We start from the raw sequence: 16,328 nt of genomic DNA on the forward strand, positions 1-16,328 counted from the left end.
TAACCGCAAACAACCAACCACGGCCCCGTCTGTCACCCAGGCGGGGCTTTTTCGTGTCCACTTATCTTGCAGGCAATATAGTTAGGCAATTATTTGCAGCAATCGTTCTTTCAGGGCTTTTATTTCCGCTTCCCAATCCGGATCACCTTCCCACGTATCCTTTAACATGGAAGCCTTTTCTACGGCTTCTACACAATCAATGGCCAACTTTTTTATGTCGGCAGGAACCACCTGCTGTTTCAACAACTCAACAGCCGGTTCCAGGTTATGTTTTACTTCTTCATAATCCGCCGGAATGTGTCCATATAATATGCATACCGTTTCTGCAGCAGCGATGGATTGTTCATTCGTCCATGTATCATCGGGGTTATCTATGGAATCTTTCAAGGATTGCCGCAGAAAATCATAAGTTGGATTTTCCAGCATTGCTATTGCCCAATCTCCTGCCCCGTCGTTGCCAAAACTGCCAGTTGCCCAGGTACCCATTGTGGTATTTTTTTAATAAGAATGCATTCCCCCCCTTTTTCACGGGTGTAAGAGGAAAGCAATAAAGGACTACATCAAATATAAGCAATTGGAGTTATGGCAAATATCATGTAGGTTATCAGCCTTTGCCGGCAAGCCCTGCGCCATTACTACGGCTTCGGCAACGCCATCAACCGATCGACCGTCCGGGCTACGGCGTCTGCATACGCCATAGATGGGTCGCGGTCATACGCCTCCAGTTGCTCTATAAAGAGTGGCAGGTACACAAAACGTCGTTGTTCTACATAAGACTTCAGTAATTTATTCGCCGAAGCAGGGTTGCCCATCTTGCGGGCGATCACCACCTCGCCCGCCCGCACAAAATACTCGATCAGACAACTCTGCCAGTTATCGTACCCCTGGTTGCTCATGGCCTCCCGCACCGGCTCATAGATCCAGGCTGTGGCCTTCAACTTCTCTTTCGACACCAACAGCACTGCAGGATTGGAAAAAGAGTGACCAAACTCATGGGTACTCAACTCGCGGATATGCTCCGCATCCGCAAAGCCCATATTGATCGCAGCACGGTCTTTGAATTGCTGCACGGCAAAGGGGCCAAACAGGTTCATCACCACGATCTTCCTGCCATCCGTATGTTGCACGCCAAACGCCATTCCGGCAGGAATGGTCAGACTCGGCAGCAACGCATAATGATCGAAAGCATGGCGATAGAATTGCTCCATCGTTTTGATGAGTGCGGCCGGGGGAAGCACCGAGCGTATCTCGAGCAAAGACTTTTCATACAAGATTCTGTTGTCACGCAGACAGGCTTCGAAGTCCATCGCTTTGTACAGCCGGTTGGAAGCCTCGATGAAGTCAATTACTTCCTTTACCGAAGTAGCACTGTCTTTCGAACGAATGAAGGGCCGCAGCCAGGGACCGTCCCTATCCGGCCGGATCACCGCATGCGGGAAAGGTGCCAGGTGAGTCAGCAATTGGGAAAGGTCTGAACCACCATGCGTCTCCCCAAAAGCCGACACTAATTTCATGTCTGGGTGATCTGCAAAAGACCTGAACCGGTAGTACAGGGAAAGATCATACGCAAACCAATCCCGTTTTTTAATCCTGGTATTCGCCTGCAGCGCATCCGTATCCGCCTGGGCAGCCATCGAGCCGATGAAAAAGGTAGCGCCCAGGAACTCGATATTCTTGTAAAAATGTACACCGATGGCCTTACCCCGGTTTACATGCCGGAAAGGCTGGGCATAGATCGTGAGTGGAAAAAACAATCCAAAAAAGTACAGGAAGAACGTGTTTTTCATGCTTGCTATTTGACAGCAAAGAAAGCAACATTACCCGCTACAACCCAAGTGCAGCAAGGGTATACAGGTGTGTACACCCGCTTTTTGGACCTGGTGGCACACAACAGGCAAGCCTTATGAGGGGGCATACGGCACATCCGGTGTTTCATCGAGAGATACTGAAATCAAGCGTCTGTACCAACAAGCGCTATTCTCCCTCCCGCTTCACAAATTGCGAAGGCGACTGCCCCGTATGCAGTTTGAAGACCTGTTGAAAAGACGATTTGGAGCTGAAGCCCGATTCCAACGCGAGGGCCACCAATGTTTTGTGCTGCTCGGCGGGATCGGCCATCTTACGGATCACTTCCTGCACCCGCCAGCTGTTGAGGTATTGGTGGAAATTGGCGCCATGATAAGTATTGATGAGGTGCGATACATAACGACTGGGCAGGTCCAACGATTTGGCCAGCTCCTCGAGTGACAACTTGGAACGCTTGTACAAACCATCCTGGGCCAACAGACTCTGCAAGCGCTCCCACTCCAGCTCATCCTGCCGGGCATGGAAGGCCGGTTGCACAGCAGGCCTGCTTTTCACCAAGGACACTGCCTGCAGAAAGGATGATTGCGTATAGGTGAAAAAACTGAGGGAAAATAAGCTTACTACGATCAGCAGGGCCACCGCCGGAAATACTGGCCATAGCAATACAGCGTCTGCCACCCACAACACCACCAGCAACGCCAACGACCCGAAGATCGGCAGCAACCGCGTCGGATGCAAACCGGCAACAGCAGCCAGCGCTTTATCCTGGCGAATCCTTTGCAATAAGGCCCGCCCACTCCACACCAATACAGCTGCCATGCAGATGACGGGCAGTATCTCCGTCGCCAGCCACCAGGCCCGGATGCGCAACAAGGCAATGGGGTGCGCAGCCGACAGGTTATATACATAAGCGATCGATTCCGTAATCACCTCGACAAAACCCGGCACAAACAACAGGAGATGTTGTGGCCGCGGCCGGAAGTCAGCTACCAGGTTACTCTGCATAAATAACCAGGCCGCGGCCGGCAGAAAAAGATAAGATTCCAGCAACCAGAAAGGGATCACCTGCGGCGAATGATGGTAGCCGGATCCGATACTCCAGGCCGTCAGCAGTTCCAGCGACAATACCAGGATAATGATGCCCAGGTAGATGCCCGACACATGCTTTTGCTTGCCGGGCAGCACCATCGTAACCCCAAGCAACAATCCCTGCACCGCTGCGATCAGCAGTAAACCTGTTTGCCAACTTTCCATAACGAATCGTATTGGTCCCCAAGATAGCTAAAAGCCGATGGCCGCAAAAGCATGAAAGGCCGACAGGTCATAGTACGGTAGCAGCGGCCCCACCCCGCAGCGGTTAGATCCTGTATAGCCGCGCCTCCTCCAGGTCAAGATTACTTTCGAGCAACCGGATCACCGCATCGTCGTAGCGCTTCTCTCCCCGCATCGTTTGCAGGCTTTCGCGTCGCAAGGCAACGATCTCCAGCATCACTTGCTTGTACAACTTGCGCTCCGACCGGAAACTATTGGCATCTTCCATATTCTGCAAAGTATGCTCCAGTGCCGTAATCGATAGCAGGTTTTGCTCACGGATGCGGGCGATGGACTCATACCGCTTCATATCATCGGCATATTTGCTATCGAGAAAGTCCAGTACCTGCCGGCCCAGTTCAAGACGAATCGTCGCCACCTGCTGATCCGTGGGTACGTACGCATCTACTTCCTCCACCTTTAGCCAACGGATAAAGAGCGGCAGCGTCAATCCCTGAAATACAAGTGTGATCAGGATCACGGCAAAGGTGATAAAGATGATCAGGTTACGCTCCGGAAACGCTTCTCCCGAAGGCAATACGATGGGTATCGACAACGCCGACGCCAACGACACTACACCACGCATGCCCGCCCACCCTACAATAAAAGGTAGCTTGAATCCCGGCGGTTGCTCGCGCGCACGGATGCGACGACTCAGTATCCGTGGTACAAAAGCGGCGATATACACCACGAGTATGCGGATCACGATCACGATCACAGCAATCAGTAACGTTGAGTTGATCAGGTCACTCATAGAATACCCCTTGATACCCGCTACGATCACCGGCAACTCAAGACCAATGAGGATAAATACAAAGCCATTGAGCAGGAAACCCACCGTTTGCCACACCTCCTTCGTTTGCAGGCGTGTTTCAAAGTTGAGGTAATTGCTCGACCGGAAAGACAGAAACAATCCACCACTCACCACCGCCAGTACCCCCGACCAGTTGAATTCCTCCGCCACCACATACATCAAATAGGGAGCGATCAGGGTTATCGGCGTTGTAATACTCGATGCACGCGCCCAATACCGCAAAACGACATACAGGATATAGGCAATCACCCATCCCACCAGCGCTCCCATGATGGCCACCACCAGGAAATCAACCGCTGCCTCGCGCAATACAAATTGTCCCGTCATCACCGCCGCCACCGCAAAACGAAACACCGTCAGCGAAGCCGCATCATTCACCAGGCTCTCCCCTTCCAGGATGGCCAATCCCCTGCGCGGCACCGCCATGCCTTTCAACACCGATGTAGCCGCCACCGCGTCGGGCGGAGAGATAATGCCGCCCAATAAGAACCCCAGCGCGAGTGTGAAGCCAGGGATCAGCGCAGCCGCATAATACGCCACAATAGCAGAGGTCACCAGCACCAGGCCAAAGGCCAGCAACAGGATCGAGCGCTTCCACTTCCACAACTGATCCCACGACGATGACCAGGCGGCTTCAAACAACAACGGCGGTAAGAAAATGAGAAACACCAGCTCGGGATCGAGGCTTACTTTGGGAAGGCCGGGCACCACACCAATGACCAACCCACCAATCACCAGGAATATGGGATATGATATTTTCCAACGTTGGCTTAGCAGGTACAGCAAAGCCATCAAAAAGAACAACGATAAGATCAACAACAGGTTCTGGTGTATCAGCATAAGAAAACAAGTAGTTGGTGGCAGGCAGAGGCAGAAAGTCTTGTAGCAGGTTGGCAGTGTGTGGGATACCCGTTGCTTAAAGGTAGTACAAAAGGGATTACAACAGCAACGTAGTGCGACAGCCGGCAGCATGAATTGGCAATGATTTTGCTGCACAGACAATATTATGCGGGGTTCAGATACGAAAAGACAACGGGAAAAAAGGCAGCGATTGGTTGACCTGCTGCGTAAACAAGGCATCACCGACGAACGCCTGCTGGATGCATTGAATACCGTAGCCCGCCATGCCTTTATGCCGCCCGAGCTGGTAGACCGGGCCTATGAGAACCGGGCCTTTCCCATCGGCGAAGACCAAACCATCTCACAGCCCTTTACAGTCGCCTATATGACCGCCCTGTTGCACGTACAACCCGGCGACAAGATCCTCGAAGTAGGTACAGGCAGTGCCTACCAGGCCGTGCTACTCGCCGAGCTGGGAGCGATCGTACACAGCATAGAACGACAGCGTAAACTCTACGACCGCTACAAAGACTTCGAACTATTGAAGCGATATCCCAATTTGCATTGCTATTATGGAGATGGCTATGCAGGGCTGCCGCATGAAGCCCCTTTCGACAGTATCCTCCTCACCGCCGCACCACCTGGTATCCCTGTCGAACTCGGTCATCAATTAAAGAATGGTGGTGTGCTGGTAGCCCCGGTGGGGCCCGCCGGCATGCAGCGCATGTTGCGCCTAACTAAAAACGTCGACGGAGCACTGACCGAAGAAGTATTCGACAAATTTTCCTTTGTACCCATGCTCCCGGGCAAGCAATGACACAGCAATTAGCACAAAAAAACCATCCGTAGTGGATGGCCTGGTATTACCTGGTGGAAAATAGTTTATCACGGTTGGATTATCAGTAGGAAGAAGGCTAATGGTACAAAACGTTTATCGATCCGTCAATGTTTTCGTTTTCTGCCGGGCTCGGCTTTCCGCGCCAGGAACTGTTTTTCGGCCAACCCATACACTACCTCCATCCTGATGCCTACCAGTTTGCTGATCGCGTACAGCTCACCCATCTCCAGTTTATCCAGTTGCTTGGCCAGGCGGCTCAACCGCCGGTAACTGGAGTTGAGGTCGATGGCCATGACACTTTTGGGAATATACTCGAACAACTGAGAGAATTCAGTTATTTTGCCGGCTTCGATCATCACTTTGATCACATCGTATCTATTATCCTTGTGCATGGTCGTTGGATACAAAGTACGGCATAAGTTGCTTTTAAGCCTTCATCACCTCGTCCTAATCATCCTCCGCTGCATCACATTTTTGTGGCACATTGGTATTTTTATCAGGACTAATTGTCCTCTGACCGTTAGCAGGCATCCTTTACTCGTTACAATTTGTACTTTTTCGGTTCTGCATACAGTTATGTCCATCGCGTGAAACAATGTCCCTCAGCGGATTTGCGCATTTACCCATCCGGTCGCAGCAAAAATGACCGTTTGCAGCAGTACAACCACCCACCACGGCGCAGCGCACACACTTACTAATATCTTTAGTAAGTTTGTACCACAACACTCCCACACTGCCAACGGCGCATACCAGACAGGTAACCGAAAAACGGTTACAGGCCTCGTATTGCCCACTATGGAAGAGAGACAGGGAAGATCATTCAACAGCACAAGCGGATATTATGTACCTCAATTGTAAGACTTACTTCAGCCTCAAGTACGGCACTTTCAGCACCGAAGCACTGGTGCAGGAAGGCAGCGACAAAGGCGTGGCTGGTGTATCGGCCATGGCGCTCACCAATATCAACAGTACCGCCGATGCCTGGCCATTCGTTACGCATTGCCGCGCGGCGGGCATCAAGCCTATCCTCGGCGCCGAGATACGCAACGGAGATGAATTACTCTATATACTGATCGCTGCCAACAACAAGGGATTTGAATGGATCAACAGCTTTATATCGGCTCACCTGCGGGAAAACAAACCCTTTCCCGCAGCGGCAGCCATTACCACTTTCTTCTTCCAGCCCGACGATGGTTTTATCATTTATCCGTTGCTGGCCAAACCAGTAGAAACACTCCTGCGCAATGAACGCATCGGTGTACGCCCCTCCGAAGTGAACAAACTGCATAGCCTGCCCGCAGCCCACCGCGACAAACTGGTGATGCTGCAGCCAGTCACCTTTCAGGATAAGGATTACCATTATGTACACAGATTGTTACGTGCCATCGACCACAACGTAGTAGTATCCAAACTACCGCCCACCGCTGTCTGTGGCGCCGACGAATACTTTGTACCGCAGGATCAGTTGCTGCGTGCCTTTGGAGAATACCCGGCGATCATTACCAACACCCTGCGGTTGCAGGAAGCCTGTCATATAGAAATGGATGGACCCGCGCCGAAGAACCGGAAGTATTTCACCACGGCGCGCGAAGACGACCGGCGCCTGCTGCACAAGCTTGCCACCGATGGTCTCAAGCAACGCTACGGCTATCACAAAGCCGCCGCCGAACGTGTACAGAAAGAATTGAAGGTGATCGACGACCTGGGCTTCACGGCTTATTTCCTCATCACCTGGGATATTATCCGCTACGCCAAAAGCCGGGGTTTCTACCACGTCGGCCGGGGCAGTGGCGCCAACAGCATCGTGGCCTATTGCCTCACGATTACAGATGTCGATCCGCTGGAGCTCAACCTGTATTTCGAGCGCTTCCTCAACCCCGAGCGCAGCTCCCCACCCGACTTCGATATCGACTTCTCCTGGCTCGATCGCGACGAGATCATCGACTATGTATTCAAACGATATGGTGAGCAGTACGTATCACTCGTAGGAGCCTACGTAACCTTCCAGGAGCGTGCCGTAGTAAGAGAGCTGGCGAAAGTATTCGGCCTGCCCGAGTCGGAGATCCACGGCTTATCGACGCTGCCACACATCACGGCCACCGCTTTCACAGCCTGGCAGCAATTGCGTAACGAACCCGCCAGCTTCGATGACTATCACAAAGGGGTAGCCTATTACCAAACCAATAACCTGCCCGTCAATTATGCTGCCATCATCCTGCGGTTGGGTAAGAAGTATAGGTTGACGGAAGAAGCCATGGCTGCGCTGCAACTATCACCCATGGCCCTCGGTGTGATCGACGAGGTCACCTGGAAGATCCTGTACTACAGCCGCTTCATCCACCAGTTTCCCAACCACATCAGCATTCATGCCGGCGGTATGCTGATCTCCGAAGAGCCGATCCATGCTTATTCGGCCACCTTCTTTCCGCCCAAGGGATTCCCGACTACGCAGATCGACATGCACATTGCGGAAGACATCAGCCTCGACAAACTCGATGTATTGAGTCAGCGGGGACTAGGCCATATCAAAGAGACGGTAAAACTCGTATACCAGAACCAGGGCATCCGGATACAGATCGATGAAGTGGAGAAGTTCAAGAAAGACGCCATCGTGAAGCGCAACCTGAAATCGGTTAATACCATCGGGTGTTTTTATATCGAGAGTCCGGCGATGCGGCAACTGCTCAGCAAGCTGCGTTGCGATACCTACGAAGCATTGGTGGTAGCCAGTTCCATCATACGGCCTGGGGTGGCCAGCAGCGGTATGATGCGGGAGTACATCATCCGTTACCTCAACCCGCAGGAAACAAAATACCTGCACCCGGTGATGGAAGAGATCCTTGGCGAAACCTTTGGCGTGATGGTCTTCCAGGAAGATGTAATGAAAGTAGCACACCATTTTGCCGGCTTCACGCTCGCCCAGGCAGATACGCTGCGACGTGCCATGAGTGGTAAATACAGAAGCCACAACCGCTTTGCCCTGATGAAAGAACAGTTTTTCCACAACTGTGCCGTCAAAGGACATACGCCCGAGCTGGCGGGTGAAGTATGGCGCCAGATGGAATCCTTTGCCGGCTATAGCTTCTGCAAAGCCCATTCGGCCAGCTTTGCCGTAGAAAGCTTCCAGGACCTTTACCTGAAGACCTACTACCCCATCGAGTTCATGGTGGGCGTGATCAATAATTTCGGCGGTTTTTATACCACAGAGCTCTACTTTATCGAATTGCGCAAAGCAGGCGGCATTCCTCACCTGCCCTGCGTTAACCACAGCGAATACCTTACCAACATCAACGGCAAAGATGTCTATGCCGGATTGGTACACCTGAAGAACCTCGAGCAATCGCTGGCTTATTATGTCGTCAACGAGCGCAAACGGCATGGCCCTTACCTGCACCTGCAGGATTTCATCGCCCGCACGGCATTGCCCGCAGAGGCATTGAATGTCTTGATCTCCATCGGCGCATTCCGGTTTACCGGCAAATCGAAGAAGCAGTTGTTGTGGGAAGCCAATTTCCTGCAGAAGCGGTATTCGGCGCCGGTCTTGCCCAACGCCCTGTTTAAGGAGAAGCCGGTCGACTTTCAACTGCCCGACCTCAGCGACAATCCCATCGATGATATGTACGACGAGATCGAACTGCTGGGCTTTCCCTTCCGCAATCCGTTCGAACTGCTCGATCCGCCCCAGGCAACGGGACTGGCAGCTACAGAACTGCCCCGCTGCCTCGGCAAACCAGTAGAGCTGGTATTGTACTTCATCGACTACAAAGTGGTGCCCACGGCCAACAATACCACCATGTCGTTTGGCGCCTTTCTCGACGAACACCTAAACTGGGTAGATACCGTACACTTTCCCCCTTCTTTCCGGCAATACCCCCTGAAAGGAAAAGGGTTTTACCATATACGCGGCAAAGTGATCGAAGACTTTGGCCACTACAGTGTAGAAGTATCCTTCCTCGAAAAACTGGGTTACAAACAACGATCCTACGCAAACCTCTGAACCATGTACCTGAGCGACCAACGACATATTGCCCATTTCGACCTCGACACCTTCTTTGTATCCGTGGAATGCCTCAAAGACAGCCGGCTCAAGGGAAAGCCGGTATTGGTAGGCGGTAGTGGCGACCGCGGCATTGTAGCCTCCTGCAGTTACGAGGCGCGCCGGTTTGGCATCCATTCGGCCATGCCGATGAAACTGGCGCGCCGCCTTTGTCCGCAGGCCATCATCCGCCAGGGCGATATGGAATCCTATAGCCAGTACTCCCGGCTCGTCACGGAGGTGATCGCCGACTCGACGCCCCTATTTGAAAAAGCCTCGATCGATGAATTTTATGTAGACCTCACCGGGATGGACAAGTATTTTGGCAGCCTGCAGTTTACCGGCAACCTGAAGAAGAAGGTGGTTAAAGAAAGCGGCTTGCCCATCTCCTATGCATTGGCCGGCAACAAGCTCATCAGTAAAGTAGCCACCAACGAGGGCAAGCCCAATGCGGAGATGTGGGTAGCACTGGGACAGGAAAAGAATTTTCTCGCGCCCCTCAGTGTGGCCAAGATGCCGGGTGTGGGCAAGGAAACAGCCTTCCTCTTGCTGAAGATGGGCGTAGAGACCATCAAGGTGCTGAGCGAGATACCCCAGGAAATGCTGACCAACCTGCTCGGCAAGAACGGGCAGTCGCTGTGGCGCAAGGCACAGGGGCTCGATGAAACGCCGGTAGTGCCCTACCATGAGCAGAAGTCCATCTCTACCGAAAACACCTTCCAGCAGGATACCATCGATATCGCCTTCCTGCATACCCAACTGGTGCGTATGACGGAGCGCATCGCCTTTCAACTGCGCACGGAGAACAAACTAACCGGTTGCGTTACCGTGAAGCTTCGGTATTCCAATTTCGACACCGTCACCAAACAGAAATCCATCGCCTTCACGGCGGCCGATCACAAGCTGCAAAAAGTAGTGCGGGAATTGTTCGATAAACTCTATGAGCGGCGTATGCTGGTGCGGCTGATCGGTGTGCGGTTTACACAACTGGTGCCCGGCAATGACCAGATCAATATGTTTGAAGATACCGAGCACCAGGTACAGCTGTACCAGGCCATCGACAGCATCAAACGGCAGTATGGCGAGCGCCTGCTGATGCGGGGCAGCGGACTGTAGCACCTAATAGACATGCACCCAGCCCAGGCTCATCCCAAATATCAGCAAGCTGGGCGATCAATACCGACAGTTCAGCCGCGACGGCGTTTTATACTCCAGCCCATCCGGTTATCATTGCGTATCCGATAATCAACCAACAAGCAGTAGCTGCATGAAAAAGATCGCACTCGTAACCGGGGCCAGCCGTGGGCTTGGCTGGGAGCTCACCCACCAACTCACCACCCAGGGACATTTTGTATTAATGGGCGTGCGCGACCGTCGCCAGGCAACAGCAGCCTGGGAGCGGTTGCCAGCCCGGGAATTGGCGCAGACAATCGAACTCGACATGACCAATCCCCTGTCCTTTCCCTGGGTGTATGAACACATCGAACGCACCTATGGCCATCTCGATATACTCGTCAACAATGCGGGTGTCATGCTCGATGGCGAGCTATCCAACAACTCCGCTACCACCATCGAACGGGATGACCTGAAGAAGACCTTCGAGGTCAATTTCTTTGGCATCGTAGAGCTCACCAATACCTTGGTGCCGTTGCTGCTGAAAAGCGAGGCAGCATCGATCATCAACCTATCGAGCAATATGGGTTCCTTGCATTTGCTGGCTACGCAGCCGGCTATGCCGAAAACCTTTGCCTACAATACCAGCAAGGCGGCGCTGAATTCCTACACCCTGCACCTGGCCAGTTTGCTGAGTGATACAAAGGTGCGGGTCAATGCCGTGCACCCGGGATGGGCCCAAACAGATATGGGCGGTCCCACAGCACCACTGACGGCGGCTGAAGCGGTAGCGCCCATTGTCGACCTGATCGCGCAAGGAGTCTATGCCCCCACCGGCAAGTTCCTGCACAAGGGCGAAGAGGTGAACTGGTAACACCAAGCCATCACCTGGAATGACCGCTGCCGGGACAGAAAGACTTGTCCAATGCTGATTAGCTAATAATCCTTTAAATAAACATTGAAAAAAATGATCAAAAAAGCAATGAGTATGGCCGCGATCGTTGTCGCGTCATCCGTATTACTGACTTCCTGTTATTCCTACACGAGTGTGGTAGGTAAAGGGGCACAGGGAAGCACTCAGACCACTAAATGGAATCATTATGTGGTCTTTGGATTGGCACCGGTGGGTGTATCCGATTCGAAACAAATGGCAGAGGGCGCTGAAAACTATACCGTTCATACCCGGCAAACCTTCGTCAATGGGTTGGTATCGGCGATCACCTTTGGCATTTATGCACCGAGCACTACCACGGTAACCAGGTAAGAACATAAAAGAGAGTTTGTCCCTGTACCGACTCTCTTTTTAATCACTTATATGAGAAAGATTATATTTTGGGTATCGATGGTGGTGGCCATCATGCTTTTGTTGGGCATCATCAATATCCTGGTATTCGATCTGGGCAGACTAACCAACTATGGCTTCGGCTATTTAGTGGGCAAGATCTTATTGTTCTTACTGATTGCGGGGGTGGTTTACCTAAGCCGAAAAACGAAGGTTGCGCCCACCTCCACCGCTGGCTCAGAAGCCTAGCCCAGGCCATTACAGCCGTATGCCGGAAAACGTCCCGGAAAATAGCGGGCGCCGGCACATCAATTTGACCTAATTTTCCGTTTAAGGACCAACACCCTTAACCGGCATGAACAAAACAGGTATTGTACTCAGTGGTGGCGGCGTCAGAGGCTTTGCCCACCTGGGCGTATTGAAATTCATCGATGAGATCGGCTTGAAACCCCATGCCATTTCCGGCACCAGTGCGGGCGCCATTGCCGCGGCCATGTACCTGGCCGGGCATGCCCCGGATGCGATCCTCAACATACTAAAGCAGAACGGGTATTTTGGCTGGACCAATTTCCTCTGGCAGAAAGACGGGTTCTTCTCGATGCAGCCATTGCTGAAGACCTTACAGAAATACATTCCCCACAACAAGTTTGAGGACCTGGCGGCGAAGCTCTTCGTGACGGCCACCGATTTCACCAATAGCAAACAAGCGGTATTCTCGAGTGGTCCATTGTATGAACCCGTGATTGCATCGGCATCGGTGCCCGTAGTATTTGCGCCCGTGAAGATCGGCGACAGCCTGCTGGTGGATGGTGGCTTGCTCAATAATTTCCCCGTGGAGCCCTTACTACCGGTGTGCGACCGCATCATTGGTTGTCATGTAAACAAGCCATCGAGCCAGCAGGTCATGAACCCGGTAGGGAAGATGAATATCCTGGAGAAGTGTTTTCACATGGCCATTGCTCCGGCTATAGAGGCCAAGTTTGACCAATGCGCGGTCATGCTGGAGCCCGACCTGCACCAATTCAGCATGTTTGATGTGAAGAAGGCCGACGAAGTATTCCAGGCCGGTTATGTAGCCGCCGCCAAAGCCCGGCCCAAGTTTGAGAAATTGATGCAGGTAGCGGGGTGAGGCAGCTCCTCCTCCTGATACGACAGCCATCCCTAAAAGAAAAAACCCCGCATAGACATGCAGGGCGTCGCTAATCAAATTCGTTAACCATTAAACCTTATCCTTATACTATTATAACAACGGATCCGCGTTTCGGTACTAAAGGATTTTCAAGTTTTTTTTCCTGGCAGGCTCATTTTGACACATATCAACCTTTTTCGCATCTAAGGGGTACCGTCCGGCAGCAACACAACCAACCACCACCTTCCCGCTCAAGATTATCCAGTCCCCCACTACCACATCGACCGCCCGGCTTCCATCAAATTTCCTGTAATTTTGAGCGGCGAAACTTCCCATCGGACTTTCCGATCGGTCAACCTGAATAGCCACTTCCTGCTATGAGGCCATATAAATGCATCCTTGCTGCCATCATCACCCTCTACCTGGGTTTGTCTGCATCAGCACAACCGCGCCCCCCCTATCAACTCCCCTACCGGCCGCAACTCCACTTCACGCCCAAAGCCCATTGGATCAACGATCCCAACGGCATGGTCTTTTACAAAGGTACCTATCACCTTTTCTTTCAGTACTATCCCGACGGCACCGTGTGGGGGCCGATGCATTGGGGCCACGCCACCAGCAAAGACCTTGTCCAGTGGCAAGAGCAGCCCATCGCCCTGTACCCCGATAGCCTGGGATATATATTTTCGGGCAGTGCCGTCATAGATGAACAAAACACTTCGGGCTTCGGCAAACCTGGTAATCCGGCTATGGTCGCCATCTTCACCCACCACGATCCGGTAGAAGAAAAGAAAGGCAAAGGGCTGCACGAATACCAAAGCCTAGCCTATAGCCTCGATGAGGGCAAAACCTGGACGAAATACGCCGGCAACCCGGTGATCCGCAATCCTGGCATCCCCGACTTCCGTGATCCCAAGGTGATGTGGCACGAAAGCAGCCATCGGTGGATCATGACCCTGGCCACCAAAGACAGGATTACTTTCTACTCGTCGCCCAACCTGAAAGACTGGACCCGCGAAAGCGAGTTTGGCGCAGCAGTAGGCGCGCATGGCGGTGTATGGGAATGCCCCGACCTGTTTACGCTGGAGCATGAGGGCAACCAGAAATGGGTGCTGATCGTAAACATCAATCCCGGTGGCCCAAACGGCGGCTCCGCGACTCAATATTTTGTGGGTGGGTTTGATGGGCATACGTTTACGGCGGACGACCAGGCAACGCGCTGGCTGGATTATGGGCCCGATGAATACGCGGGCATTACCTGGAGCAATACCGGCAAACGACGCATCTTCCTGGGGTGGATGAGCAACTGGGACTATGCAGACCGCGTACCAACTGGCACCTGGCGCGGTGCGATGACAATACCCCGTGAGTTGGGCCTTGTACGCACCGGTGAAGGATATAGGGTCATCTCACAACCGGTGGCTGAACTCATGAAGTCGGGCCGGATGCTGGTACGTCAGCGGGATATAGCCAAAAAGGACTACCAATTGGTGCGCCCAGGCATACTGCGCGAGCCCTACGCCCTTTCTGTAAATTCCGCAGGCAAACAGGACTTTTCGATCCGACTCTCCAATCCCGCCGGCGAAGAACTGCTGGTAGGCTACGATAAGAAATCCAATGAATACTATATCGATCGTTCGCGTGCAGGGAAAAGTGATTTCGTGAAAAACTTTGCCCGGCGGCATGTAGCGCCCCGCATGGCACAGGGTGGCGTCATCAACCTTACCCTGGTGGTAGACGTGGCCTCGGTAGAATTGTTTGCCGATGGCGGCCTGACGACGATGACATCCACTTTCTTCCCTACCTCCTTACTGGGTCAGGTACAGGTAAGCTCACCAGCGCCCTGGAAGGCAGATATACAGGTGACGGGGTTTAAGTCGATTTGGAAATAATGCCTCATAACGGTGGGAAGTTTTGTTGACGCACCCCCATCAACACTTCTTGATCACCAGCAAAGTGATTAAAATGACGAAAACAACGATTACCAGATAGTGTTGTTTGGATTCAAGTTTGGCAACGAGTTTCGAGTCTTCCGTCTTCACTGACGGCTTAATGGGGCTGACTTGTTTTCTATTAGCAGCAATATGCTTAATCGCCAATCCGAGATTCTTCGAGTTGGCGAATTCGCTTTGTAGCTCACCAATCTCGATCTCCATATCTTCTTTTTCCGCAGGATCATACATATACCCATATCCAAAAAGGTATAGAACGTGACCCTCCTCCGTAACGATACTGGCTTTCACCGATTCCGCGATACCAGCCAGGTCATAGTAAAGCCCAAACTCAAAAATTGGATTTGAATTTATATAGGCATCTTCAGCCGTTATCCACAGTAGCGGCCACCATTCATTCGCCTCCTCCTTCCAAATTGTCAAGGTACTACGCCCATCTTCGCGTTCCAATCGAAGATCATCTCTTGTAGCAATAACCTGTTGCAACAATCCGAAATCGATACTTCCGGATGATGAAAAATCCTCATTATAACACGCGAGATGAATAGTATGAGCCATATAAACTTAATTACCAATCTGACTAACCACCTATTTATTGAATGTAAAACTGCTTAATAACCTTTTTCGAACAGGATCACTGAGCGCTCTCCCATTGGTCATAAGTAGAACTGTTGTGTTGCCGCTTGAGAAATAGAAGAATTCGCATTCACCCGCGGCCGCATGAAAACCAGTCTCCTTGCACGAGATGCCACAAATATTATTGTGACAAATCCCAGTCCAGCTACTACCTTTTATGTATTCAGCTTTTACAGAGTCGCGAACCCGGTCAGTTGTATAGTAACTCCCATCAACCTTTTTGTAACCATCCAACACCAATACAGAATCAAGGCTCAATTTCTTTACCTCCAGCCTGAATACAATCCCTTCAAAACACTCTGCGTATTCTTTTCTTTCCGCGATAGAGACCGGCGTGCAGATCGAGCCCCCCTGCACTCTGCTGTAACTGATCGACCAGGAAGCGGGCATATCAAAAGAGAACCTATTTGCTTGATTTGTGTACTTTTTGAAGCTAATGCCCTGCCCAATGCACACATTGGCATCAACCAATAGCGCAACGAGTAGAATAGTAAGCACCAATTTTACATTTTTCATGAGTCGAACGTTACTACAAGTATCGAAAGCTGTACAACAAACCAAATCACTGCCT

15 protein-coding genes are annotated in these 16,328 nt (G+C 51.9%); 8 read left to right on the plus strand and 7 right to left on the minus strand.

Features of this window, described 5'->3' with window-relative positions; translation table 11 throughout:
• Positions 1-81 precede the first annotated feature (81 nt).
• From P2W70_RS23920 to P2W70_RS23935, 4 genes are all read right to left on the minus strand, one after another.
• Positions 82-486 carry a DUF4259 domain-containing protein gene (locus tag P2W70_RS23920; protein WP_276484066.1) on the minus strand — a complete coding sequence of 135 codons (405 nt, stop codon included), beginning with the start codon at positions 484-486 and terminating at the stop codon, positions 82-84.
• A gap of 149 nt (positions 487-635) precedes the next feature.
• Positions 636-1,787: a DUF4932 domain-containing protein gene (locus P2W70_RS23925; RefSeq protein WP_276484067.1), complete on the minus strand. Its 1,152-nt coding sequence runs from the start codon at positions 1,785-1,787 to the stop codon at positions 636-638.
• Between the two features lie 187 nt (positions 1,788-1,974).
• Entirely contained in the window at positions 1,975-3,060 is a 1,086-nt protein-coding gene (locus tag P2W70_RS23930) for a helix-turn-helix domain-containing protein (RefSeq protein WP_276484068.1), read from the minus strand.
• A gap of 103 nt (positions 3,061-3,163) precedes the next feature.
• Positions 3,164-4,771 (minus strand): Na+/H+ antiporter, encoded by a 1,608-nt coding sequence (locus P2W70_RS23935; RefSeq protein WP_276484069.1) that lies wholly within the window; start codon positions 4,769-4,771, stop codon positions 3,164-3,166.
• Positions 4,772-4,937: 166 nt separating this feature from the next.
• Here P2W70_RS23935 and P2W70_RS23940 point away from each other — a divergent pair, with 166 nt between their 5' ends.
• Positions 4,938-5,588: a protein-L-isoaspartate(D-aspartate) O-methyltransferase gene (locus tag P2W70_RS23940; RefSeq protein WP_276484070.1), complete on the plus strand. Its 651-nt coding sequence runs from the start codon at positions 4,938-4,940 to the stop codon at positions 5,586-5,588.
• A gap of 125 nt (positions 5,589-5,713) precedes the next feature.
• Here P2W70_RS23940 and P2W70_RS23945 read toward each other — a convergent pair whose 3' ends face one another.
• Entirely contained in the window at positions 5,714-6,001 is a 288-nt protein-coding gene (locus tag P2W70_RS23945) for a hypothetical protein (RefSeq protein WP_276484071.1), read from the minus strand.
• A gap of 449 nt (positions 6,002-6,450) precedes the next feature.
• Between P2W70_RS23945 and P2W70_RS23950 the strand changes: the two genes are divergently transcribed.
• From P2W70_RS23950 to P2W70_RS23980, 7 genes are all read left to right on the plus strand, one after another.
• Positions 6,451-9,606 (plus strand): DNA polymerase III subunit alpha, encoded by a 3,156-nt coding sequence (locus tag P2W70_RS23950; RefSeq protein ID WP_276484072.1) that lies wholly within the window; start codon positions 6,451-6,453, stop codon positions 9,604-9,606.
• A 3-nt stretch (positions 9,607-9,609) separates the two neighbouring features.
• A complete protein-coding gene (gene dinB, locus P2W70_RS23955) occupies positions 9,610-10,761 on the plus strand; it encodes a DNA polymerase IV (RefSeq protein ID WP_276484073.1) in 1,152 nt (383 codons plus the stop codon).
• Between the two features lie 151 nt (positions 10,762-10,912).
• Positions 10,913-11,632 (plus strand): SDR family NAD(P)-dependent oxidoreductase, encoded by a 720-nt coding sequence (locus P2W70_RS23960; RefSeq protein WP_276484074.1) that lies wholly within the window; start codon positions 10,913-10,915, stop codon positions 11,630-11,632.
• A 93-nt stretch (positions 11,633-11,725) separates the two neighbouring features.
• Positions 11,726-12,022, plus strand: coding sequence for a Bor family protein (locus P2W70_RS23965; RefSeq protein ID WP_276484075.1), 297 nt, complete (start codon positions 11,726-11,728; stop codon positions 12,020-12,022).
• 51 nt (positions 12,023-12,073) lie between these two features.
• A complete protein-coding gene (locus P2W70_RS23970; RefSeq protein WP_276484076.1) occupies positions 12,074-12,289 on the plus strand; it encodes a hypothetical protein in 216 nt (71 codons plus the stop codon).
• Between the two features lie 106 nt (positions 12,290-12,395).
• Positions 12,396-13,169 (plus strand): patatin-like phospholipase family protein, encoded by a 774-nt coding sequence (locus tag P2W70_RS23975; RefSeq protein WP_276484077.1) that lies wholly within the window; start codon positions 12,396-12,398, stop codon positions 13,167-13,169.
• 377 nt (positions 13,170-13,546) lie between these two features.
• The gene (locus tag P2W70_RS23980; RefSeq protein ID WP_276484078.1) at positions 13,547-15,061 is read left to right on the plus strand and encodes a glycoside hydrolase family 32 protein; all 1,515 of its coding nucleotides are present in this window, start codon (positions 13,547-13,549) and stop codon (positions 15,059-15,061) included.
• Between the two features lie 39 nt (positions 15,062-15,100).
• Here the strand turns inward: P2W70_RS23980 and P2W70_RS23985 are convergent, their stop codons facing one another.
• Entirely contained in the window at positions 15,101-15,679 is a 579-nt protein-coding gene (locus P2W70_RS23985; RefSeq protein WP_276484079.1) for a hypothetical protein, read from the minus strand.
• 30 nt (positions 15,680-15,709) lie between these two features.
• Positions 15,710-16,273: a hypothetical protein gene (locus P2W70_RS23990; RefSeq protein WP_276484080.1), complete on the minus strand. Its 564-nt coding sequence runs from the start codon at positions 16,271-16,273 to the stop codon at positions 15,710-15,712.
• Between the last annotated feature and the right edge of the window lie 55 nt (positions 16,274-16,328).

The organism is Paraflavitalea pollutisoli, from assembly GCF_029360705.1.
In the GTDB taxonomy this organism is placed as follows: domain Bacteria; phylum Bacteroidota; class Bacteroidia; order Chitinophagales; family Chitinophagaceae; genus Paraflavitalea; species Paraflavitalea pollutisoli.